The 19,882-nt window shown below is 66.0% G+C and carries 16 protein-coding genes; 5 read left to right on the forward strand and 11 right to left on the reverse strand.

Annotated elements, in window-relative coordinates:
• Positions 1–25: 25 nt before the first annotated feature.
• On the reverse strand, positions 26–721 hold the full coding sequence (locus tag U0177_RS01840) for a B3/4 domain-containing protein (protein WP_409568871.1): 696 nt from the start codon (positions 719–721) through the stop codon (positions 26–28).
• Between the two features lie 194 nt (positions 722–915).
• Between U0177_RS01840 and U0177_RS01845 the strand changes: the two genes are divergently transcribed.
• The 4 genes from U0177_RS01845 (at position 916) to U0177_RS01860 (ending at position 5,436) form a co-directional block, all read left to right on the forward strand.
• Positions 916–1,380 (forward strand): MarR family winged helix-turn-helix transcriptional regulator, encoded by a 465-nt coding sequence (locus U0177_RS01845; protein WP_409568872.1) that lies wholly within the window; start codon positions 916–918, stop codon positions 1,378–1,380.
• A 29-nt stretch (positions 1,381–1,409) separates the two neighbouring features.
• A complete protein-coding gene (locus U0177_RS01850; protein ID WP_409568873.1) occupies positions 1,410–3,266 on the forward strand; it encodes a DHA2 family efflux MFS transporter permease subunit in 1,857 nt (618 codons plus the stop codon).
• A gap of 153 nt (positions 3,267–3,419) precedes the next feature.
• Entirely contained in the window at positions 3,420–3,941 is a 522-nt protein-coding gene (locus tag U0177_RS01855) for a hypothetical protein (RefSeq protein WP_409568874.1), read from the forward strand.
• A 217-nt stretch (positions 3,942–4,158) separates the two neighbouring features.
• The gene (locus U0177_RS01860) at positions 4,159–5,436 is read left to right on the forward strand and encodes an alkaline phosphatase family protein (protein ID WP_409568875.1); all 1,278 of its coding nucleotides are present in this window, start codon (positions 4,159–4,161) and stop codon (positions 5,434–5,436) included.
• A 157-nt stretch (positions 5,437–5,593) separates the two neighbouring features.
• On the opposite strand, the gene U0177_RS01865 is transcribed toward U0177_RS01860, so the two are convergent.
• The 7 genes from U0177_RS01865 to gabT all read right to left on the reverse strand — a co-directional run bounded on the left by U0177_RS01865 (position 5,594) and on the right by gabT (position 15,825).
• The gene (locus tag U0177_RS01865) at positions 5,594–5,872 is read right to left on the reverse strand and encodes an HU family DNA-binding protein (RefSeq protein ID WP_409568876.1); all 279 of its coding nucleotides are present in this window, start codon (positions 5,870–5,872) and stop codon (positions 5,594–5,596) included.
• A gap of 254 nt (positions 5,873–6,126) precedes the next feature.
• Positions 6,127–7,725, reverse strand: a complete 1,599-nt coding sequence (locus U0177_RS01870; protein ID WP_409568877.1) for an amidohydrolase — start codon at positions 7,723–7,725, stop codon at positions 6,127–6,129.
• A gap of 4 nt (positions 7,726–7,729) precedes the next feature.
• Positions 7,730–8,863 carry an STAS domain-containing protein gene (locus tag U0177_RS01875; protein WP_409568878.1) on the reverse strand — a complete coding sequence of 378 codons (1,134 nt, stop codon included), beginning with the start codon at positions 8,861–8,863 and terminating at the stop codon, positions 7,730–7,732.
• A 30-nt stretch (positions 8,864–8,893) separates the two neighbouring features.
• Positions 8,894–11,464: a PAS domain S-box protein gene (locus U0177_RS01880; RefSeq protein WP_409568879.1), complete on the reverse strand. Its 2,571-nt coding sequence runs from the start codon at positions 11,462–11,464 to the stop codon at positions 8,894–8,896.
• A gap of 332 nt (positions 11,465–11,796) precedes the next feature.
• Positions 11,797–13,254: an aldehyde dehydrogenase family protein gene (locus U0177_RS01885; RefSeq protein ID WP_409568880.1), complete on the reverse strand. Its 1,458-nt coding sequence runs from the start codon at positions 13,252–13,254 to the stop codon at positions 11,797–11,799.
• Between the two features lie 172 nt (positions 13,255–13,426).
• The gene (locus tag U0177_RS01890; RefSeq protein WP_409568881.1) at positions 13,427–14,047 is read right to left on the reverse strand and encodes a GNAT family N-acetyltransferase; all 621 of its coding nucleotides are present in this window, start codon (positions 14,045–14,047) and stop codon (positions 13,427–13,429) included.
• Positions 14,048–14,487: 440 nt separating this feature from the next.
• The gene (gene gabT, locus U0177_RS01895) at positions 14,488–15,825 is read right to left on the reverse strand and encodes a 4-aminobutyrate--2-oxoglutarate transaminase (RefSeq protein ID WP_409568882.1); all 1,338 of its coding nucleotides are present in this window, start codon (positions 15,823–15,825) and stop codon (positions 14,488–14,490) included.
• A 409-nt stretch (positions 15,826–16,234) separates the two neighbouring features.
• Here gabT and U0177_RS01900 point away from each other — a divergent pair, with 409 nt between their 5' ends.
• On the forward strand, positions 16,235–17,263 hold the full coding sequence (locus U0177_RS01900; RefSeq protein ID WP_409568883.1) for a nitrous oxide reductase family maturation protein NosD: 1,029 nt from the start codon (positions 16,235–16,237) through the stop codon (positions 17,261–17,263).
• Between the two features lie 238 nt (positions 17,264–17,501).
• Here the strand turns inward: U0177_RS01900 and U0177_RS01905 are convergent, their stop codons facing one another.
• From U0177_RS01905 to U0177_RS01915, 3 genes are all read right to left on the reverse strand, one after another.
• Positions 17,502–19,181, reverse strand: coding sequence for a SulP family inorganic anion transporter (locus tag U0177_RS01905; protein ID WP_409568884.1), 1,680 nt, complete (start codon positions 19,179–19,181; stop codon positions 17,502–17,504).
• The gene (locus U0177_RS01910; RefSeq protein WP_409568885.1) at positions 19,181–19,516 is read right to left on the reverse strand and encodes an ArsR/SmtB family transcription factor; all 336 of its coding nucleotides are present in this window, start codon (positions 19,514–19,516) and stop codon (positions 19,181–19,183) included. Before U0177_RS01910 ends, U0177_RS01905 begins: the two co-directional genes overlap by 1 nt.
• Positions 19,517–19,615: 99 nt before the next feature.
• The gene (locus U0177_RS01915) at positions 19,616–19,834 is read right to left on the reverse strand and encodes a hypothetical protein (RefSeq protein WP_409568886.1); all 219 of its coding nucleotides are present in this window, start codon (positions 19,832–19,834) and stop codon (positions 19,616–19,618) included.
• Positions 19,835–19,882: the final 48 nt, after the last annotated feature.

A 19,882-nucleotide genomic window follows, 5' to 3' on the forward strand; every position in this document is an offset into this window, starting at 1 on the left:
GCGTCCGGGCGCCACGTCGCCACCATCAGCCGAACTCGTAGCGCGGCCGCGCGGCGCTCAGCAGCACCGGGCCGGCCACCGGCCGCCACACCGCGCCGATCTCGCCGGCCAGCGTCGCCAGCAGCGCGGCGACGTCGTCGGCGGCGCCTGCGTGCAACCCCTCGCTTACGATCAGCGCGCGCCCTGTTTCGGCGCTCACCGTCGAGCGCCGGCCCTGCCGAAACGTCCAGCGCCGCGCGTGCACCTGGCGCGCTGCATCGCCAAAGATCACCTCGCCTGGGTCGGGGTGCTCGGCTTCGCCGCTGAACGCCAGGTACAGCTCGTCGCCGTCGGCATAGCGCACCTCAATGAAACCTTCAACACCGGCTAGGTCGAAAACGGCCACCGGCAGCGCGAATGCCAGTGATACTGCGTTGCAGATATCCACCAGCGGGTGCAGCTGCGGCAGCGCGCCCTCGCGCCGAAAACGCCGCAGCAGCGCCTCGGCCGCCGAACGGTACTGCGTCGGCTTCAATCCCATCTGGGCGTACGCCCGCCGCCACGCCTGGATCTCGGGCAGCTCGGCTTCACTGCCGGCCGCCAGGCGCGCGGCTGCCCGCTCGAACAGCGGCTCTAGCCGCGCCGCTACGTCGGGCGTCGGGTCGATGCCCTCGGCCACGATCAGACCGGCCGCGAGCTGCGGAAAATCCCGCCAGATCGGCGGTGTGTGCATGAAATACATCGCTGTCTCGCCTTCATCGTTATCGGAATGGCACTAGTCTACCACGCCGGCTTCAATGGTACACAGCCATCGTTGTGTGCGGTTTTTCCGCCTGTGGCGGGGAAAAACCGCACAGCGATACATATGAATTTGACAATCATTCGATCAATGATATACTTCCAAAGTTCGAATTATTCGCTCAATGGAACTATTTCATGATCGCAAACGATACGCCCACCGCCTCGGCCGAGCGAACCACACAGCTGCTGCGCGAGCTGTTTAGCCAGATCCTGCAGCGCTCGGCCGGCCAGATGCTGCGCGTGATGTCCGAGGTTGGGCTCTCGATGCCGCAGATGGTCGCGCTGCATATGCTGCGGAACTGCGGCCCCTACACCATCTCGGCGCTGGCCGAGAAGCTCAGCCTCTCGCTGGCCGCCACCAGCCACCTGGTCGATCGAATGGTGCAGCAGGGGCTGGTGGCGCGCACCGAAGACGCAGCCGACCGGCGCCAGAAGCAGGTGGCGATCGCGCCCGCCGGCACCGCTCTGCTCGAACGGCTGGTGGAGGCGCGGCTCGCCGAAACCAGCCAGGTGATCAGCCTGCTCGCGCCCGAGCTACGCCAGCAGCTCGAAATCGTGCTCGCCCAGGCGCTCGGCCAGATCAAACGCGAAATGCTGTAGAGCCTGCTTGAAAAGAGGAACCCTTCTCGATGGCTACCACAACCCAAACCCTTCCGCCGCAAACGCGGATCGACTACGCCGGCACGCTTACCGGCCGCGCCAAAGCCGTGATCCTGGTAGGCGTGCTGTTGGGCCTGCTGCTCGCCGCGCTCGACCAGACGATCGTCTCGACGGCGATGCCGCGCATTGTCGCCGAGCTGCAGGGCATCGACCTGCTCTCATGGGTCACTACCGCCTACCTGCTCGCCAGCACCGCTATGGTGCCGATCTATGGCAAGCTTTCCGATCTCTATGGCCGTAAGATCATTCTGATGTTCGGCATTGTGCTCTTTCTGGCCGGCTCGGTGCTCTGCGGCATCGCGCCGACCATGGTGATGCTGGTGGTGTTTCGCGCAGTGCAGGGCCTCGGCGCAGCCGCGCTTACCTCCACCGCCTTCGCCGTTCCCGCCGATCTGTTTGTGCCGGCCGAGCGCCCGCGCTACCAGGGGATCTTCATGGGCGTGTTTGGCCTCGCCAGCGTGATCGGCCCGTTTGTCGGCGGCCTGCTCACCGACGGGCCTGGCTGGCGCTGGGTATTTTATGTCAATCTACCGCTTGGCCTGCTGGCGCTGGCTTTTATCGCCGCCAAGATGCCGCGCATGCACAGCGGCCTGCGCACGCCGATCGACTACCTGGGCGCCGCCGCGCTGATGCTGATGGTCGTGCCGCTGCTGCTGGCGCTCACGCTCGACAAAGCCGCGCACGCCTGGGGCTCGCCGCTGATCGTCGGGCTTTTCGTGCTGGCGCTGGTCGGCCTGGCGCTGTTTGTGCTGGTCGAGCGCCGCGCCGCCGGGCCGATCATTCCGCTCAAGCTGTTTCGCATCCGCAGCTTCTCGCTGATCAACCTGGTGTCGCCCATGATCGGCGCCTGCCTGTTCACGGCGGTGCTGTTCCTTTCGCTGTTCCTGGTGAATGTGCTCGGCGTCAGCGCCACCTCGGCCGGCAGCACGCTTATCCCGCTGATGGGCGGCATGGTGCTCAGCTCGATCGTGTCGTCGCAGGTGGTGCAGCGCCTCGGCCGCTACAAGCTTATGATCCTCGGCGGCATGCTGCTGGTAGCGGCCGGCTTCTGGTGGCTCACCATGCTCGACACCACCACCACGCTTGGCGGCGTGCGCTGGCGCATGATCGTGCTGGGCGTCGGGCTCGGCCCGGTGATGCCGACGCTGACGCTGGCGCTTCAGAATGCCGTGCCGTTCGAGAATATCGGCGCCGCCACTGCGGCGCGCCAGTTCTTCCAGCAGCTCGGCCAGGTGCTGGGCGCGGCGGTGTTCGGCGCCATCCTTACCACGTCGCTGACGCAGTCGATCGACGCGAACCTCGCGCCGATCAAGGCCAAGCTGCCGGCCGAGCTCGCCGCGCAGTTCGACACCAGCAAGCTCAAGAATGGCAACGCAACCGGCGAGGGCGCGGCCGGCGCGCCGGTGCCGATCGAGCAGCGCATCGAGAGCCAGGTCAAGCAGCGCTTCGATCAGCAGCGCGCCCTGCTGGCCAGCGCCATCCGCGACAACGACCCCGCCGCCGTGCAGGCGCTGCTCGGCAGCCCGCAGACGCCCGAGCAGCTCCGCGCTCTGCTGCGCGCCGGCATCCCGGCTGCCGCGCGCGCCCAGGTGCTGGCCCAGGCCAACGCCCAGCTCGATACCGCCCAGGCCGGCGCGCTGGCTCAGGGCCTGGCGCTCGGCCAGCAGGTGAGCGGCGCCGTGAAGCAGGCCTTCACCGATAGCGTCACCCAGATCTACTGGTACACCATCCCGCTGGTGCTGCTGGCATTTCTGATCGCGCTGTTCATCCCCGAGCTGCCGCTGCGCCGCACTAATAGCCCGGCCACGGTGGTTGCGATCGAGTAGCGCCCACCCCTAGCCGCAGCGGCCGTGCCTCAGAGGGGCGGTACGGCTGCTGCGCGCAAAGCCCAAGCCGCCGGCTGCCCCTCCCCACACCCGCGCTAACCATTTCCCCCAAAACGCGGTATCATGCCCCCAGTCGTCAAGCACGGGGTTGCCATGGCACAGGTTCGCTACCCGCCGCTCGCGCCGCCGCCCGGCCAGCCGGTGCTGCTGCTCGACATCGACGGCGTGATCAATGTGTTCCAGTGCTCGCTCGGCCGCGAGACGCAGCTGGCGCCACACCTGCCCTCGGTGAAGCTGCTGCCCGGGCTGGAAACCTGGCTGACGCAGCTCGACCGCGCCTACTACCTGGTGTGGTGCTCGCATCGCGGCGCGCTTGCGAACATCGACGCCGCCAGCGCCTGGGGCCTGGCGCCGCGCCCGCTGATCGAGCCGCCGCGCCGCGCCGCCGCCGACTGGAAGGCCGCTGCGGTACGCGCAGCCTTTGCCGGCTGGCCCGGCGCGATTGCCTGGGTTGAAGACGGCTTCAGCCTGGACGCGCGCGCCTGGGCGGCCGAGCGCCTGCGGCTCGGCTGGCGCACCTGGCTCGCCGACGTAAGCCAGACTGGCCTGACCGAACAGCTGACGCACATGCTGCTCGAGTGGGCCGAGCTTGCGCCTGGCGATGCCGGCGGTTGATAGTCTAGCGCCTACGCAGCTGGCGCGCTCACCCTTCGGCAGAGCGGTGCTTTTTCGTTTTACGGCTTACTCAGCTGGCGGGCTCACCCTTCGGCAGAGCATTACCCGATTCCGTCAAGGTGTGCGTTTTTCCGCGCTCCGCGCAGAAAAACGCACACAGCTGCCGCAGGCAAGAGCGCCCGATTGAGGCAGCCGGACAAGACAACAAGGAGCGACCATGATCAATCAGGCTTCGCTCGACGCAATCGCTGCCGCGCGCATCGGTCAGCACTTTCTCCGGCCACTCTACGCCGATTACGGCTTCGCCCAGATCCCGCAGACCGTGCGGCGCTGCCTGGGCCTGAGCACCCACGGCGGCGTGCCGTTCGGGCCGCGCGCTGATCTGTATACCGAGTACGATGCCGTCGTGCTGCTGTTCATCGACGCGTTCGGCTGGCGCTTTGTCGAGCCGCAGCTCGAGCGCGCGCCCTTTTTGCGGCGCTTCGCCGAGCAGGGCATGGTAGCCAAGCTCACCTCGCAGTTCCCCTCCACCACCGCCGCACACGTCACCACTATCCACACCGGCCTTGTGGATGGCCAGAGCGGCGTGTTCGAGTGGTACTACTACGAGCCGCAGCTCGACGCGCTGATCGCGCCGCTGCTGTTCTCGTTCGCCGGCGACCCCGAGCGCAACACGCTCAAAACCGTCGGCGCCGACACCGCCACGCTGTACCCGCAGCAGACGCTCTACCACGAGCTGCGCGAGCATCACGTCGACGCGCTGGCCTTTCACCACAACAGCATCGCCTTCTCGCCCTACTCGCGTCAGATCACCGCCGGAGCGCGGGTCATGCCCTACAAAACCCTGCCCGAGGCGATCGTCAACCTCGGCCGGGCGCTCGAGCGCCGGCAGCGCCGCACCTACGCGTTCCTGTACTTCGACGCGATCGACGCGGTCTGCCACGCGTATGGCCCCGAGTCGCCGCAGGTTGCCGCCGAGATCGCGCTGTTCCTCGCGGCCATGGAGCTGCTGCTGATGCCCGCGCTCGAGCGCGCGCCCGGCCGCACGCTGCTGCTGATCACCGCCGACCACGGGCAGACCGCCATCGCGCCCGCCACCACGGTGTACCTGAACCATCTGGCCCCCGAGCTGCTGCCAATGCTGCGCACCACCCGCGCCGGCCGGCCGATCGCACCCGGCGGCTCGAGCCGCGATATGTTCGTGTACGCGCACGAGCAGCACATTGGCGACGCCCAGGCCCTGCTGCAGCGCAAATTGGCCGGCCGCGCCGAAGTGTGGCGCACCAGCGACATGATCGCGCAGGGCTTTTTCGGCACCACTACGCCATCGCCCGAATTCCTCTCGCGCGTCGGCAACCTGGTGATCTTGCCCTACCCAGGCGAGGCGATCTGGTGGTACGAGCAGGGCCGCTTTGAGCAGAAGTTCTACGGCTCGCACGGCGGCCTCACGCCCGACGAAATGGAGACGGTGCTGCTGGCGCTGCCGTTTGGCTAATACCAAATTCGCTTGATTATTTACACTTTGCTGGGGGTTTGGGGGCGGCTTCGCCCCCCCAAATTTCTTATTGTTATGACTTACAAAGTACCTTCAAAAAAACAACGCCACGGCAGAAGCATCTGCCGCGGCGTCTGCGTTGCGGTTGACGTTTGGGCTAGCTGCCCTTGACAGCTTCCTTGAGGGTGCTGCTGGCGCTAAAGCCAGGCGTCTTCGTCGCCGAGATTTTGATCTTCTGGCGCGTCTGCGGATTCACACCCTCGCGCTCCTGGCGCTGCCGCACTTCGAACGTGCCGAAGCCGGTGAGCGTCACCTTCTCGCCTCCTTTGAGGGCTTCGGTGATGATATCTAGCGCCGCATCGACAACCAGTTTGGCTTCTTTTTGCGACACACCGGCGCGCTCGGCAACCGATTTAACGAAGTCGGTCTTTTGCATTGCTTATTTCCTCCTGTGTACGTTTGTGCGAAAACCGCTTGCATACGCAGTATACCGCACGTGTCAAGCCCCCTTGCTGATTAGAAAGCCTTGCAAGGCTTTTTTGGGTTTCCAACTCGCTTTTTAAGGCATTAGGAAGCCAAATACGGTTTTAGCGCATTACAAAGGGTTTTACGGCCTATCGTACCATTCCACAGGCCATAAATCCGCACGCGCGTTCGCCGTTTTTAGCCCTCGTGCAGGCGAAAATTAGCTCATGCGTGCTCGTACGCCAGCGTGCCGGCAACCCATGTCTGGTGGCATTCGATCTCGAGCAAGCGCTCGATCGGCGTATCGAGCGGGTCGCCGCTGAGCACCGCGAGGTCGGCCTGGAAGCCCGGCGCCAGACGGCCCAGGCGCGCCCCCTCGCCGCTCACCAGCGCGCTGCCGGCCGTAAACGCCCACAGCGCCTGCTCCACGCCGATCGCCTGCTCGGGGGCGATCGTGCGTCCGCTGCGCGTACGCCGCAGCACCGCCGCCTGCATGCCCAGCACCGGGTTGGCATCGCTGATCACCGGGCCATCCGAGCTAAACGCCACGTCCAGGCCAGCCTCGAACATCGCCCGAAACGGGTAGCACTGCGGCACCAGCTCGTCGGGCAGGTGAAACAGGATGGTGTCGCCGATATCGTGCAGAAACGATGGCTGCGTAGCCACCATCACGCCCAGCGCGCGCGCGCGGGCCAGCTGCGCGGCATTCGGCAGCCCAAAATGCTCGATCCGCAGGCGCGGCTGGTCGCCCGCCGGCGCCGAGCCCGCAGCCCGCACGCGCTCGAAGGCGTCGAGCAGATCGCCAATCACGCGGTCGCCGATCGAGTGCACCGCCACCGTCAGGCCGGCGCCATACACCAGCCGCACTTCGTCGGCCAGCTGCGCCGCCGGAAAGCGCGGCAGCCCGCAGTCGTGGCGGTTGCGGTAGGGAATGCTGAGCGCGGCGGTGCCGCTGCTGAGGCCGCCGTCGCTGAAGAGCTTGACGGTGTCGCACTTGGCCAAGTGGCCGCGCCAGGGCGCCGGCTGCGGCACGCGCGCGCCGTTTGGCAGAATGGTCATGGCCATGACGTCGCAGCGCAGCGGCAGCTGGCCCGCCGCGTCCAGCTGCCGATATACCGCGACGGTGCGCGGGTCGACGCCCGGCTCGCCAATCGCGGTAATGCCCAGCGCCAGGCACTTGCGCCCCGCGCCGATAAGCGCGCGCGCCAGCTCGTCTTCGGTTGGCGGCGGCTGGATCGAGCGCACCAGCGCCATGGCCGTCTCGCGCAGCACGCCGGTAGGCTCGCCGCGCGCGTCGCGGTCGATCGCGCCGCCGGGCGGGTCGGGCGTGGCCGCGCCAATGCCGGCAAGCTGCAGGGCGCGGCTATTCACGGCGATGATATGCCCGCAGGTGCGCCCCAGCACGATCGGGTGCGCCACCGAGGCGCGGTCGAGGTCGTAGCGGTTCGGGTGGCGCCCCTCGGGCAGGCGTGTCTCGTCGTAGCCGCGGCCCTCGATCCACTGGCCGGCCGGCACAGCGGCGGCGCGCTCGGCAAACGCCTCCACCAGCGCGGCGATCGTTGGCGCATGCGCCGGCCGTGCGTTCACCTGGCTCAGCAGCATGCCTTCTTTCCACAGGTGAATATGCGCGTCGTTGAAGCCCGGAACCAGCGCCCGGCCGGCCAGGTCGATCCGCCGGGTATGCGCGCCGGCCAGCCGCTCCACCGCAGCGTCGTCGCCAACCTCGAGAATAGTCGCGCCCGCGAGCGCCAGGGCGCTGGCGCGCGGGCGTGCCGGATCCATGGTGTGGATCACGCCGCCGCTGAGAATCGTATCCGCCTGCATCTGCTCATCCTTTTGCGGCCCGAGCCGCCGCGCGGCTCGCCAGCCATGCCTCAACCGCTTCCTGCAAACTGGGGTAGCTGCGGATCGGCGCAAGGTCGATCCGCAGCGCGATCAGCGTCTCGGCCACCTCAGGCCGGATGCCCACCAGGATGGCCTCGGCTCCAAGCAGCCGCACCGCCGCGAGCGCCCGCAGCAGCTCCTGCGCGGCGTCGGGGTCGAGGATCAGCATGCCGGTGATGTCGAAAATCAGCGTGGTGGCGCGCTCGCGCTGGATCATGCGCAGCACATTGTCGGTCACAATCGCGGCGCGCGCCGGGTCGAGCACGCCGATCAGCGGCGCCACCAGCACGCCCGGCAGCACCGGCAGCACCGGCGCGCTCAGGTTGCGCACCGTCGCCTCGCTGGCGCTCAGCTCGGCCAGTGCCTGTGCCAGCTGGGTCTGGCGCTCTTCGCCGGCCTCAAGCGCCTGCGCCAGCGAGGCGGTACGATCGCCAATCTGGCGCTCAAGCGATGCGCGCAGCCCTTCCAGCTCGCGCTCGCGCAGCTGCGCCGTCGAGAGCGCATCGCGCAGCGAGACGCCGAAGCGATCGATAAACAGGCACAGCACCACCAGCAGCAGCACGAAAGTGGCAGCCAGCGCCAGCGGGGTGTTAAGCGGGGTATTGGCAAAGCCGGCCAGCGCCGGCGCGAGCATCTCGAGCAGCGCTACCAGCAGCACAATCGCGATGCTGAGGCCGCCCGACAGCAGCAGGCCGCGCCGGCCATTCAGCAGGCCGGCCAGCGTCACCGGGATGGTAAACGCGATCAGGATGCCCTCGCTGTGCGCCAGGCCGGCGCCAAGCAGCGCAAAGCCGATCGTCAGCAGGCTGCCAAACGTCGTGAGCGCCACAGCGAAGCGAAACTGGCCGCGCCGCAGCTGCACCAGCGCGATCAATGTACAGCCGATCAGCAGTGGGAACGACACCAGCGGCAGCAGCAGCGCCGAAGGCGTATCGGCGGTAGCCGCGTTGAGCGGAAGGCCCACCAGGCAGCCGCCAATAATGATCAGCAGCATGAGCTGAAAGAGCGCTGCCTGATGCCGAAGCAGCCGATCGGTATACGGCAGCTTGGCAAGCCAATCGCGCAGCTTCTGTTGCATGGCAATCTCGTCGTTATGTGAGCACGGCACTCACAGGCTCAGCACATCGCGAACCTTTCGCACCAGCGCCACCGGAGTGAACGGCTTGTGCAGAAACGAGACGCCCGGTTTCAGGCGGCCGTGCTGTACAATTGCGTTGTCAGTATAACCGGAAATATACAACACTTTGAGATCGGGGTAGCGGCCCTGTAGATGCTCGGCGATCATCCGGCCGCCCATTTGCGGCATTACTACATCGGTGAGCAGCAAGTCGATCGCGGTATTCGGCCGCGCCTCGATGATCGACAGCGCCTCGCGGCCCTGAGCGGCCTCGATCACCTGGTAGCCGTGCGCGCGCAGGATGCGCGCCGCCAGCGCGCGCACCGCCGCCTCGTCTTCCACGAGCAGGATCGTCTCGTGGCCGCGCGGCAGCTCCTGCGGAACAATCAGCGGACGCGGATCCTCGGCGGGCTCGTCGATACCCGGCAGGTAGATCTTGAAGCTGGTGCCCTGGTCGACCTCGCTATACAGCCAGATATTGCCGCCGTGCTGCTTCACAATGCCGTAGCAGGTGGCCAGGCCCAGGCCGGTGCCGCGGCCCTTCGGCTTGGTGGTGAAGAACGGCTCGAACACGCGCCGCTGCGTTTCTTCGTTCATGCCCACGCCGGTATCCGTCACCGCCAGCATGACATAGCGGCCCGGCGGCAGGCCGGCGTGGCGCTCGGCAGGATCGTGTTCAAGCAGCATATTGGCGGTTTCGATCATCAGCTTGCCGCCGCTGGGCATCGCGTCGCGCGCATTGACCGCCAGGTTGATCACCACCTGCTCGATCTGGCTCGGGTCGCCTTTGACGCGCCAGAGCTGCTTGCCCGTCAGCGTGGCCAGCTCGATATCCTCGCCGAGCAAGCGCCGCAGCAGCGCGTCCATGTCGAGGATCAGGCGGTTCAGATCGATCACGTGTGGCTCGATGATCTGCTTGCGCGCGAACGCCAGCAGCTGGCGCGTCAGGCCCACCGCACGATCGGCGGCCTTGCGGATCTCGCCGACATCGACGCGGGCGGTATGCTCGGGCGGCAGCACCTCGAGCGCCATCTCGGTGTTGCCAAGTATCGCCGTGAGCAGGTTGTTGAAGTCGTGGGCGATCCCGCCGGCCAGCTGGCCAATGCTCTCCATCTTCTGCGCCTGCAGGAACTGGGCCTCGAGCCGCTTGCGGTCGGTGATATCGCGGCCCACCGTCACGGCGTAGTGGTGGTTGTCGCGCGCCAGCACAGTCGCGTGCGTCTCGACCCAGCGCCACGAGCCGTCGGCGTGGCGCAGGCGCACGGTGATCTGCGAGGGCCGGCCGTTGTTCAGCAGGTTGAATTGCTCGAACAGCAGCGGCAGATCATCGGGGTGCACCAGGTCGAAATGATTGATGAACTGCAGCGCCGGCTGCTCGTAGCCAAGCACGCGCGCGTACGACGGGCTGGCATAGACGCGGGTGGGGCTGGGATCAAGATCGAACAGGTTGATCAGGTCGTTGGTATTTTCGGTGATCAGGCGGTAGCGCTCTTCGCTCTCGCGCAGCGCCTCGCGGGCGTGCTTGTTCTCGGTAATATCGCTGATGATGCCGAAATAGCCCAGCACTTCGCCGCTGCCGGCGCGCTGCGGGTCGGCGGTGCCGAACACCCAGCGCACATCGCCAGAGGCCTGCACAAAACGGTACTCCTGGGCAAATGTGTGGCCACCGGCGATTGCCTGCTGCCACGCCGCCAGCACGCGCCGCGCGTCGGCGGGATGCAGCGCGCGCGCCCAGCCCTGCCCAAGCGCGGCGGCAGGCGCCATGCCGGCCAGATCGCACCACTGGCGGTTCACGAATAGGTACGCGCCGCCCGCGGTGGTCTGAAAGATCCCAACCGGCGAGTGCGTCACCAGCGCGCGGAATTTATCCTCGCTCTGGCGCAGGGCCGCCTCGATCCGCTCGCGCTCGACGATCTCGCGCTCAAGCGCGGCGGTGCGCTGCTCAAGCGCCGCGCGGTTCTGCTCGATCTCGTGCTCGCGCGCGGCCATCACATTCAGCATCTGGTAGAACGTCGCGCCGAAGCGATCGAGAAACAGGCCCAGCAGCACCAGCACCAGCGCGAACACGCACACCACGATCCACGCGGGCAAGCTCACGCTCGGCAAGCCGGGCGGCGCCGAAAACAGGATCATACTCGCGACAATCACCAGGCTGGCGGTGATTGCGAAGATCACGCTATTCCGGCCGGAGAGCAAGCCCGCCAGCGCCACAGGCAGCGCGAAGGCGATCAGTACAAGGTTGCCGCGATCGGGGCCTAGCACCACAAAGGTTATCGCCAGCGGCACCAGCAGGCCGCAGGTCGCCAGCATCACTGCTACATGCAGCCGCCCGCTGCGCAGCACCAGCAGCCCAACCAGCATAAACACCGACAGTAGCAAGTCGGCGCTGATCGTGAGCGCATGCTGAAGCGGGCTAAGCGGCGCCAGCAGCGATAGCGGCGTGCCCATCAGGCCCAGCGTGCCGAGCCCAATCAGCATCACGCGCAGGTATGCTGCTTTCTGGCGATCCACTAAGTTGTGGGCTGTCGCGTCGCTCAGCCAACGACGCAGACGATTCCTCATGTATCCCCTCGTTCTGGAGCGTTTATTGGCCTGGTGGCGTAGCCTGGTGCAAGCAGTTGATCCAGCTGCCGCATCTGGCAGCCAAAAGCAGCTTATCGCAGATAAGCTGCTCGGCTTCTCGGGCGAATTGCAAAGGCTAAAACGTTATTCAGTTGTGCAGCTGCGCATCGTCGTTACAGCATACGGGAATATCCGGGCTGGAACAGTACCGAAATCGGTTCGACCTTACACCAGAAAAAGATCGAACGATGCGCAACAAGCCACTTCGCAGAGCTGCGTTGCGGGATGCAGCCAACCTGGCCAGCCACAGTGTCAGCAGCACAACCTGGCTGCTACTGCCCGTCGATGTATACCGTTTTGATCTTGGTGAAGAATTCGACCGCGCCTTTGCCCATTTCGCGGAACATGCCCGAGCCACTGTTCTTGAAGCCGCCGAAGGGCGCCTGGATCGACGCGCCAACGGTGCCTTGGTTGACTTTGATCATGCCGGCTTCGGCGCGCTCGGCGAAGCGCAGTGCCCGGCGCAGGTCGGTGGTTACGATGCCGGCCGTGAGGCCATACGTCGTATGGTTGGCGATGGCAAAGGCTTCGTCGAGGTCGGCCGCCTCGATCAGGCCGACCACCGGGCCAAACACTTCTTCCTGGGCGATCCGCATATCGGGCTTGACATTGCCGAGCACGGTGGGCTGGACAAAATAGCCGCGCGCGTAGCTGCCATCAGCTGGCGCCGAGCCGCCGGCCAGCACCGTGGCGCCCTCGCCGCGCGCCACCTCGATATACTCCAGGTCGGTCTGGCGCTGGCCCTTGCTCACGGCCGGCCCCATCTGCACGCCGTCGGTTAGGCCCGGGCCAACTTTCCACGCGAGCGCGGCGGCAGACAGGCGCTCGGCGAACTCGCGCGCGATCGGCTGCTCGACGATCACGCGGCTCGTGGCAGTGCAGGCCTGGCCAGTCAGCCCAAATGCGCCGGCCGACACGATCTGCACGGCCTTCTGGATGTCGGCATCGGCGGCGACGATCACCGGGTTCTTGCCGCCCATCTCGAGATGTGTGCGGGTCATGCGCGGCGCGGTCTTCTGGTAAAGCGCATGGCCGACGCTGTACGATCCTGTAAATGATACCGCATCGATACCGGGATCAGTAACGAGTGCATCGCCAAGCGCGCCGCCCGCGCCGGCCACGAGGTTCAGCACACCGGCGGGCAGGCCAGCCTCGTGCAGCAGGCGCGCCAGCATGATCGCCATGATCGGCGTGGCCGAGGCCGGCTTGAACACCACCGTGTTGCCCACCACCAGCGCCGGCGCGATCTTCCACACCGGTATCGAGAGCGGGAAGTTCCAGGGGGTGATGATCGCGCACACGCCCAGCGGCACGCGCGCGCTATACAGCAACGTCAGCGGCGTGTCGGCCGGCAGCAGGTCGCCGCCGACGCGCCAGGCTTCGCCGGCAAAATAGCGCAGCAGCTCGACCGAGCGCACGACCTCGCGCTGGGCTTCGAGGCGCGTCTTGCCTTCCTCGCGCGAAAGTGCGGCGGCCCATGTGTCGGCCTGGGTTTCGAGCAAATTGGCGGCGCGGTGCAGCACCCGGCCGCGCTCGGGAGCGGTAAGGCCGGCCCATGCGGGAAAGGCCGCGCGCGCGGCCGCGATCGCCGCCTGCACGTCGGCCAGGCCCGAGGCCGGCACGCTGCCAAGCACATCGTCGGTATCGGCCGGGTTGCGCACCTCGGCCCAGTCGCCGGTGGTTGGGGCGGCCCACTCGCCGCCGATGAAGTTGCGGTACTCCTGGATCATGGTTCTGTCTCCTTAACGCAGGGCCAGAATTGCTCGGCGTTGCACAGCATCGGCCCTCGCCCCCACCATCTCCCGAGCGCGGTTCGGAGTGGCTGCATTGCCGCTTCGCGGCAATGCAGCCAGGCTGAGCTGATTTTCGCCTCCGCTACAAGGCGAGGGGCAAGGGGTGGGGCTACAAATCCGGGTTTTCCCAGACGATCAGCGAAGCCTCGGCGCCATGCTCGGCGTCGTCGAGGTAGTGCCACAGCACGCCGCGCACCACAAAGCCGCTGCGCAGCTGCGGCGTCAGCGTTGGGTCGGCGAGCTCGCCGGCAACCACGCGCGCGATGTACTCTTCGACGCCCATGCTGGCGCGGTAGTGGTGGTAGCCTGCGAGCTGGCCACCGGCGACCATGCCGCGCAGGCCCAGGCGGCGGATCAAGCTTTTGCGGGCGTCGTACAGCAGCTTCGAGAGCTTGCGGCCGCGGTACTCGGGGTGCACGCTCATGTCGGCGCCGTACAGCCACTCGCCTTGCGGATCGTGGGTGCTGAAAGTGACATTGCCGGTGATGCCAAGAAAGCTATGCTGGGCAAACGCCTGTTCGGCGCTTACGCGCAGCGTGCTGCTCTGGCCCACCACGCGCGCGCCGTCGAGGGCCACGTGCTGGCCTTCGGGGAAAGCGCGCATCTGCGCCAGAAAATCCTCGGCAGTCATCCAGGCAACCGGGTCGAGGGTTGGGAAGCAGATCTGCTGGTGGCGCGCCAACGCCTCGGCGTGCTCGGGCAGTGAGTTGGTGATTACAATTTCGCTCATAGTGTCTTCTTGAGAATAGTTAGGCTTATACCAAATTCGCTCGATGACTGACACTTTGGTGGAGTCGGGGGCGGCTTTGGCCGGCAAATTTCGTGAGCCTGTTTGAAAGAGGTGCGAGGGGCTATGCCCCGCATTTCCCTCTGGGCGGGCGGTACACATTCGTGGCCGCCACCCGCCAGAGAAAGTAGATACTTGGAGGGGCTTCGTCCTCCAAACCACCCTGTTCAAACAGCTTAGTGTGTTGCACGACGTGGCAAAGCCACTCGTGCAACACAATCGATACGTGATCAAGCGAACAGCATATTACACAGTTGCCTTGTTCAGCTGTCTCAATACCGGCGGCGGCGCTCGCGCGCCGATGCGGCAAGCGCTCTCTGCCTCTTTTCCCGCTCGCGCGAGCAGAAAGAGGCAAAGGGTAGGGTTCGACCAGGCTGCAGCAGCTAGATCAAGACGGCGCGTAGCGCATCCTCGAGCACGTCGAGGCCCTCGTGCAGCTGCTCGTCGCTGATCGTCAGCGGCATGAGCAGGCGGAGGCAGTTGGCGTACAGGCCGGCGCGCATGGTCAGCAGGCCGTGCTCGGCGCAGTGCTTGACCACCGCCAGCACCTCGTCGGGGGCAGGCTCGCGCGTATCGGGGCTCTTCACCAGCTCAAGCGCAATCATGGCGCCGAGGCCGCGCACGTCGCCAATACGCGGCATGGTGCGCTGCCACTCGGCCGCGCGCTCGCGCACCGCCTGGCCTACCTGGTGGGCGCGGCCGAGCGCGCCGGGCTGCTGCATCCACCTGATCACCTCGATCGCGGCGACACAGGCCAGCGGGTTGCCGCCGTAGGTGCCGCCCACGCCGCCGACGTGAGCTTTGTCCATGATCGCGGCGCGGCCGGTAGTGGCGGCCAGCGGCATGCCGGCGGCGATCGACTTGGCGCTCACCAGGATGTCGGGCTCGACACCGAGCTGCTCGATCGCGAACAGCGTGCCGGTGCGCCCAAAGCCGCACTGCACCTCGTCGGCGATCAGCAGGCAGCCATTGCGGGTGCAGAACTCGCGCAGCCGGCGCAGGAACTCCTGCGGCACCGGCAGGAAGCCGCCCTCGCCCTGCACTGGCTCGATGATCACCGCGGCAATCGCCTCGGGGCCGACGCCGGCCACCAGCAGGCGCTCGAAGGCATCCCAGCAGCGCTCGACCGCCTCGGCCTCGGAGAGGCCCATGCGGTAGGCCGCCGGAAAGGGCGCGCGGTAGATCTCGGGCGCGAACGGGCCAAATGTCTTCTTGAAACTGGTTTTGCTGGTGAGCGAGAGCGTCATCAGCGTGCGGCCGTGGTAGCCGCCCTCAAACGCGACGATCGCCTGGCGGCCGGTGGCGGCGCGCGCGAACTTGATCGCGTTCTCGACGCCCTCGGCGCCGCTGTTCGAGAGGATGGTTTTGCACGGCCCGGCGATCGGCACGGCGGCGTTGATCCGCTCGCACAGCTCGACATACGACTCGTAGGTGCCCACCAGCGCCGAGAAGTGGATGAGCCGGGCGGCCTGGGCCTGGATGGCGGCGACGACCTCGGGCGGGCAGTGGCCGGCGTTCAGCACGCCAATGCCGCCGATGAAATCGATAAACGTGTTGCCGTCGGCGTCGGTCACAAGCGCGCCGCTCGCGCTCTCGACGGCGATCTGATGCGCTTTGTACAGGCCATTCGGCACGGCAGCCTCGCGCCGCGCCACAATCGCGCGCGAGCGCGGGCCGGGGATCTCGGTGCGGATGTCGATGCTACGGGTGGTCGTCGTCATGCTTGTGCCTCCACAACTACAGCCAGCGTCGGCGTGTAACGCGGCTGTATCATACCACTTTTCTGGCGCTGCCAAGCCGCTGCGCGCCCGAGCAAGGGCTTTTTTGCGAAGTTATACAACATGTTACCAGCCGCAACTATCGCAATAATCGTTGCGGAAATATCATTGATCTTAGATTAAGCACTTGTTATACTAAATTACCTGCATATCTTCAATGCAAAGATTTATCCCTCGGCTTCTGCATTATTCAATGCACATCTCGCCATTTACTGCAATTTAACCAGCCAATATAGCTTGCGCAATCTGCGGCGCGAAGCCGGCCGGCAGCGTGCCCTGGCCCGGTTGGCCGCGCGCACGGATAGATAAGGCAAGCCTCATGGTTCACAATAATCACCAAAGGAGCTGTGCGATGAAGCATATTGTAGCTCTGATCAGCGCCGTAGTGCTGCTGGTGGTCGCGCCTACCGCGATCGGGGCCAGCACCACTACTACGCGGTACGTTGGCCCGATGGCCGCAGCGAGCCAGGCCTACCCGGGGCCAGGCGACTGCAAGGGCGGGACGTACCCAACCATCCAGGCGGCAGTCGACGCCGCCTCGCCGGGCGATACCATCCAGGTATGCCCTGGCGAGTACTGGGAAAGCGTGTTCGTCAGCCAGCGGGTAAAGCTGGTGGCAATGAAATCGGGCAAAGCGATCATCCACGGATCAATTATCGTGGATGGCACTAGCGGCGGCAGCGGCACGCGGATCCAGGGGTTCAAGATCGACGCCGCGGCAAGCTGGTGGAGTTTGGGCATCTATGTCGCCGGCGGCAGCAAGATCGAGATTCGCGACAACACGATCAAGAACGCAGGCGCTGATGGGATCCAAATCTGGGCGGCCAGCGACGGCAGCGTACACGACAACAAAGTCTCGGCGAGCGGGTACGGCAGCTACTGCCAGTCGGGCGGAATTGTGCTTTGGGAAACTACCAACTACGAGGTAAAGAAGAACGACTCCAGCCAGAACATCGGGGCCGGCATTGTGCTGCACAGCACGTCAAACACCAAGCTGCGCGACAACACCACCAACAAGAACAGCGTCGACGGCATCGATGTGTGCAGCTACAACTCGGCCACCAACACCACCGGCAACCTGCTCCAGGGCAACAAAGCCAGCAAGAATGGCGAGGTGGGCGTGTATGCGACGCGCAGCGCCGCCGGCAACACTTTCAAGAGCAACACGTTGCGGCAGAACGCGCTCATAGACGCGCAGGACGAGACACACGGCTCGGGCACCGCGCAGACCGGTAACAGCTGGCTGAGCAACACCTGCGGCACAAGCTCGCCGCTTGGCCTCTGCGGCGCGGCCGCCAGCGCGCTGGGGCCGGCTAGCCAGCTCGCGCCGCGCGGCGACCAGCCGCACATGCCGCGAGCTATGCCGGTGCCGCACCGCTAGCGCGTGTCGTTGGCTGCGGCGCGCAGGCACAGGGTGATACTAACTCCGTTTGAGCGCTTTCGTTTGTGCTGGCCCGCCCGGCTTCGCTGGGCGGGCCAGCACAAGATTTCGGGGGCGCAGTGCCGCCCCGAACCCCCACCATAAAGCCAGCGCTCAGCCCGATTGGTGTGACGGGCTGCGGCGAGCAACAGAGCGCCTGGAGGGCCGAAGCTCTCCAGGCGCCCTGTGCCGCCAGGCGCTAGCCAGCCGGCGCGTGCTCGGTTGGCGACACCTCGGCGTGCAGCGCCACAATCGCCTGGTCGGCGCTCCAGAATATATTCTGCTCGCCGACGCGCTCGAGCATGCCGGTGCGCGCGAACATATCGCGAACGGCAGGCTGCAGGCTGCTGAAGCACACCTGGCCGCCGCGGTGGCGCTGCGTCTCGACAATCTGATCGAGCGCCTGAATGCCCATCGCGTCGATCATCGGCACGCCGCGCATGCTGATGATCAGCGCGCGCCAGTCGCCGGCATTCTTGAAGGCCTCGAGCACAGTGCTGACGCTGCCAAAGAACAGCGGCCCCGTCAGATAGTAGATATGCACAGAAGAGTCGGTGGTGAGCAGGCGATGGCCGATCTGCTTGAGCCGGTCGAGGTTCACCGGCTCGCTGGTAACGCCGACGCTGCCGGCCGACTGGCTGATGTAGATCAGCGCCGAGATTGCGATACCGATCAGGATGGCCTGGGTCAGGTCGAGCGCGACGGTTGCGACCATGGTGACGAGCATGCCGGTGAGCGCATGCTTGAGCCGTGCGCGCGCGAAGAAGCGGATCGCCTCCCACTCGTTCATGCGCCAGGCGGTGAGCAGCAGCACGCCAGCCAGCGCCGCGAGCGGGATGCGGCCGATCAGCGGCGCGAGCGCCAGCACACTGAGCAGCAGCACGCCCGAGTGCACAAAGCTCGTCACGCGCGTGATGCCGCCGCTTTTCACGCCGACGCTGGTGCGGGCAATCGCGGCGGTGGCGGGCACGCCGCCAAAAAACGGAATGACCATGTTGCCAATGCCCTGGCCGATCAGCTCCTGGTTGCTGTCGAGCGGCTTGCCGGTCATGGTCGAGCCGACCGCGCCGCACAGCAGGCTTTCGATGCCGCCAAGCGCCGCGATCGAGATCGCCGGCGGCAGCAGATCGGCCAGCGCGCCCCATGGGATGGCGCCCAGCGTCAGCCGCTGATCGAGCACGATTGTACGCGGGATGGCGCCGATGATCGGCACCTGCCAGCCGGCCACAACTGCCAGCAGCGTCGCCAGGATCAGGCCGATCAGCGAGCCGGGGATGGCCTTGCTGATCCGCGGCGCGATCAGCATTGTAGCCATCACCACGCCGGCGAGCGCCAGCGCGTGCCAATCGGGCACAACCAGGTGGGTGAAGTAAAACAGCAGCTTGTCGAGCGACGTATCGGCCTTGGGCGTAGTGACGCCGAGGAAGTTATCGATCTGGCCGATCGCAATGATCAGCGCGATGCCGCTGGTGAAGCCGGTGATCACCGGCGAGGGAATAAACGAGATATAGCGGCCGAGCCGGAACACGCCCAGCAGCACCAGGAACAGCCCGGCCATCAGGCCGGCCACCCACACGCCGGGCAGGCCGTAGCGCTGCGCCAGCACAATCAGCACAGCCGACATCGCCCCGGTGGGGCCGCTGATCTGGTACGCGGCGCCGCCCAGCCCGGCGATCAGCAGGCCGGAGAGGATCGCGGTGACCATGCCGGCCGCGGCGGTAGCACCGCTGGCCACGCCAAACGCCAGCGCCAGCGGCAGGCCGACGGCGCCAACCGTAAGGCCCGCCAGCAGATCGCGCTGAAAGACCGCCCAGCTATACTCGGCAAACTCGCGCCGGTAGAGCGCGACCAGCGGAAGACGTGAGAGCGCGGAGAACATCAGGCGGTTTCCTCCTCGGCAAGTTGTTGAAGCATCGCGTGGGTGTCGATCAGGTGGTTATTGAAGATCTCGCGCGCGACGTCGAGCAGCTGGAAGACCACCGGGTCGCGCACGCGGTAGTAGACGCTGGTGCCTTCTTTGCGATCCTCGACGATATTGCGCGTGCGCAGCACCGCGAGCTGCCGCGAGACGCTCGACTGGTCGATCCCTAGCGCGGCCTGCAGCTCGCTCACCGGCTTCTCGCCGGCACGCAGCAGCTCGAGAATGACAATACGCATCGGGTGGCTCAGCGCTTTGAAGAACTCGGCTTTAAAACGGTGTAATGGTTGATTCAATCATTGCTCCATAGGCATTAAGTATATATATAAATATACGAACATTGGAATACTTGCATATATTACCCGCGCGAAATATAGCATTGGCGTGGTGATGTGTCAAGCGGGGTTGGCGTACTCGCTGGCGTCGTCGATCTGGACGTCGTAGCCGCCGTCGGAGCGGCTGCGCAGGCGGATGTGGTACGCCCCGCGCACGATCTGGCGGCGGCGCAGCTCGTCGTCGATCTGCTGGCGGATGCTTTCCCAGAGCCCGGCCTCGCCGGTGTAGTAGCGGCGGATCAGCGCGTTGAGCGCCTCGTCGGCTGGCCAGCGCAACATAGCTACATCCTTTCAGGCGACTTCAGCAGTATGTTCCTTTTGGACGTG

Origin of the sequence: Kouleothrix sp., from assembly GCF_046328425.1 — a bacterium.
In the GTDB taxonomy this organism is placed as follows: Bacteria; Chloroflexota; Chloroflexia; order Chloroflexales; family Roseiflexaceae; genus Kouleothrix.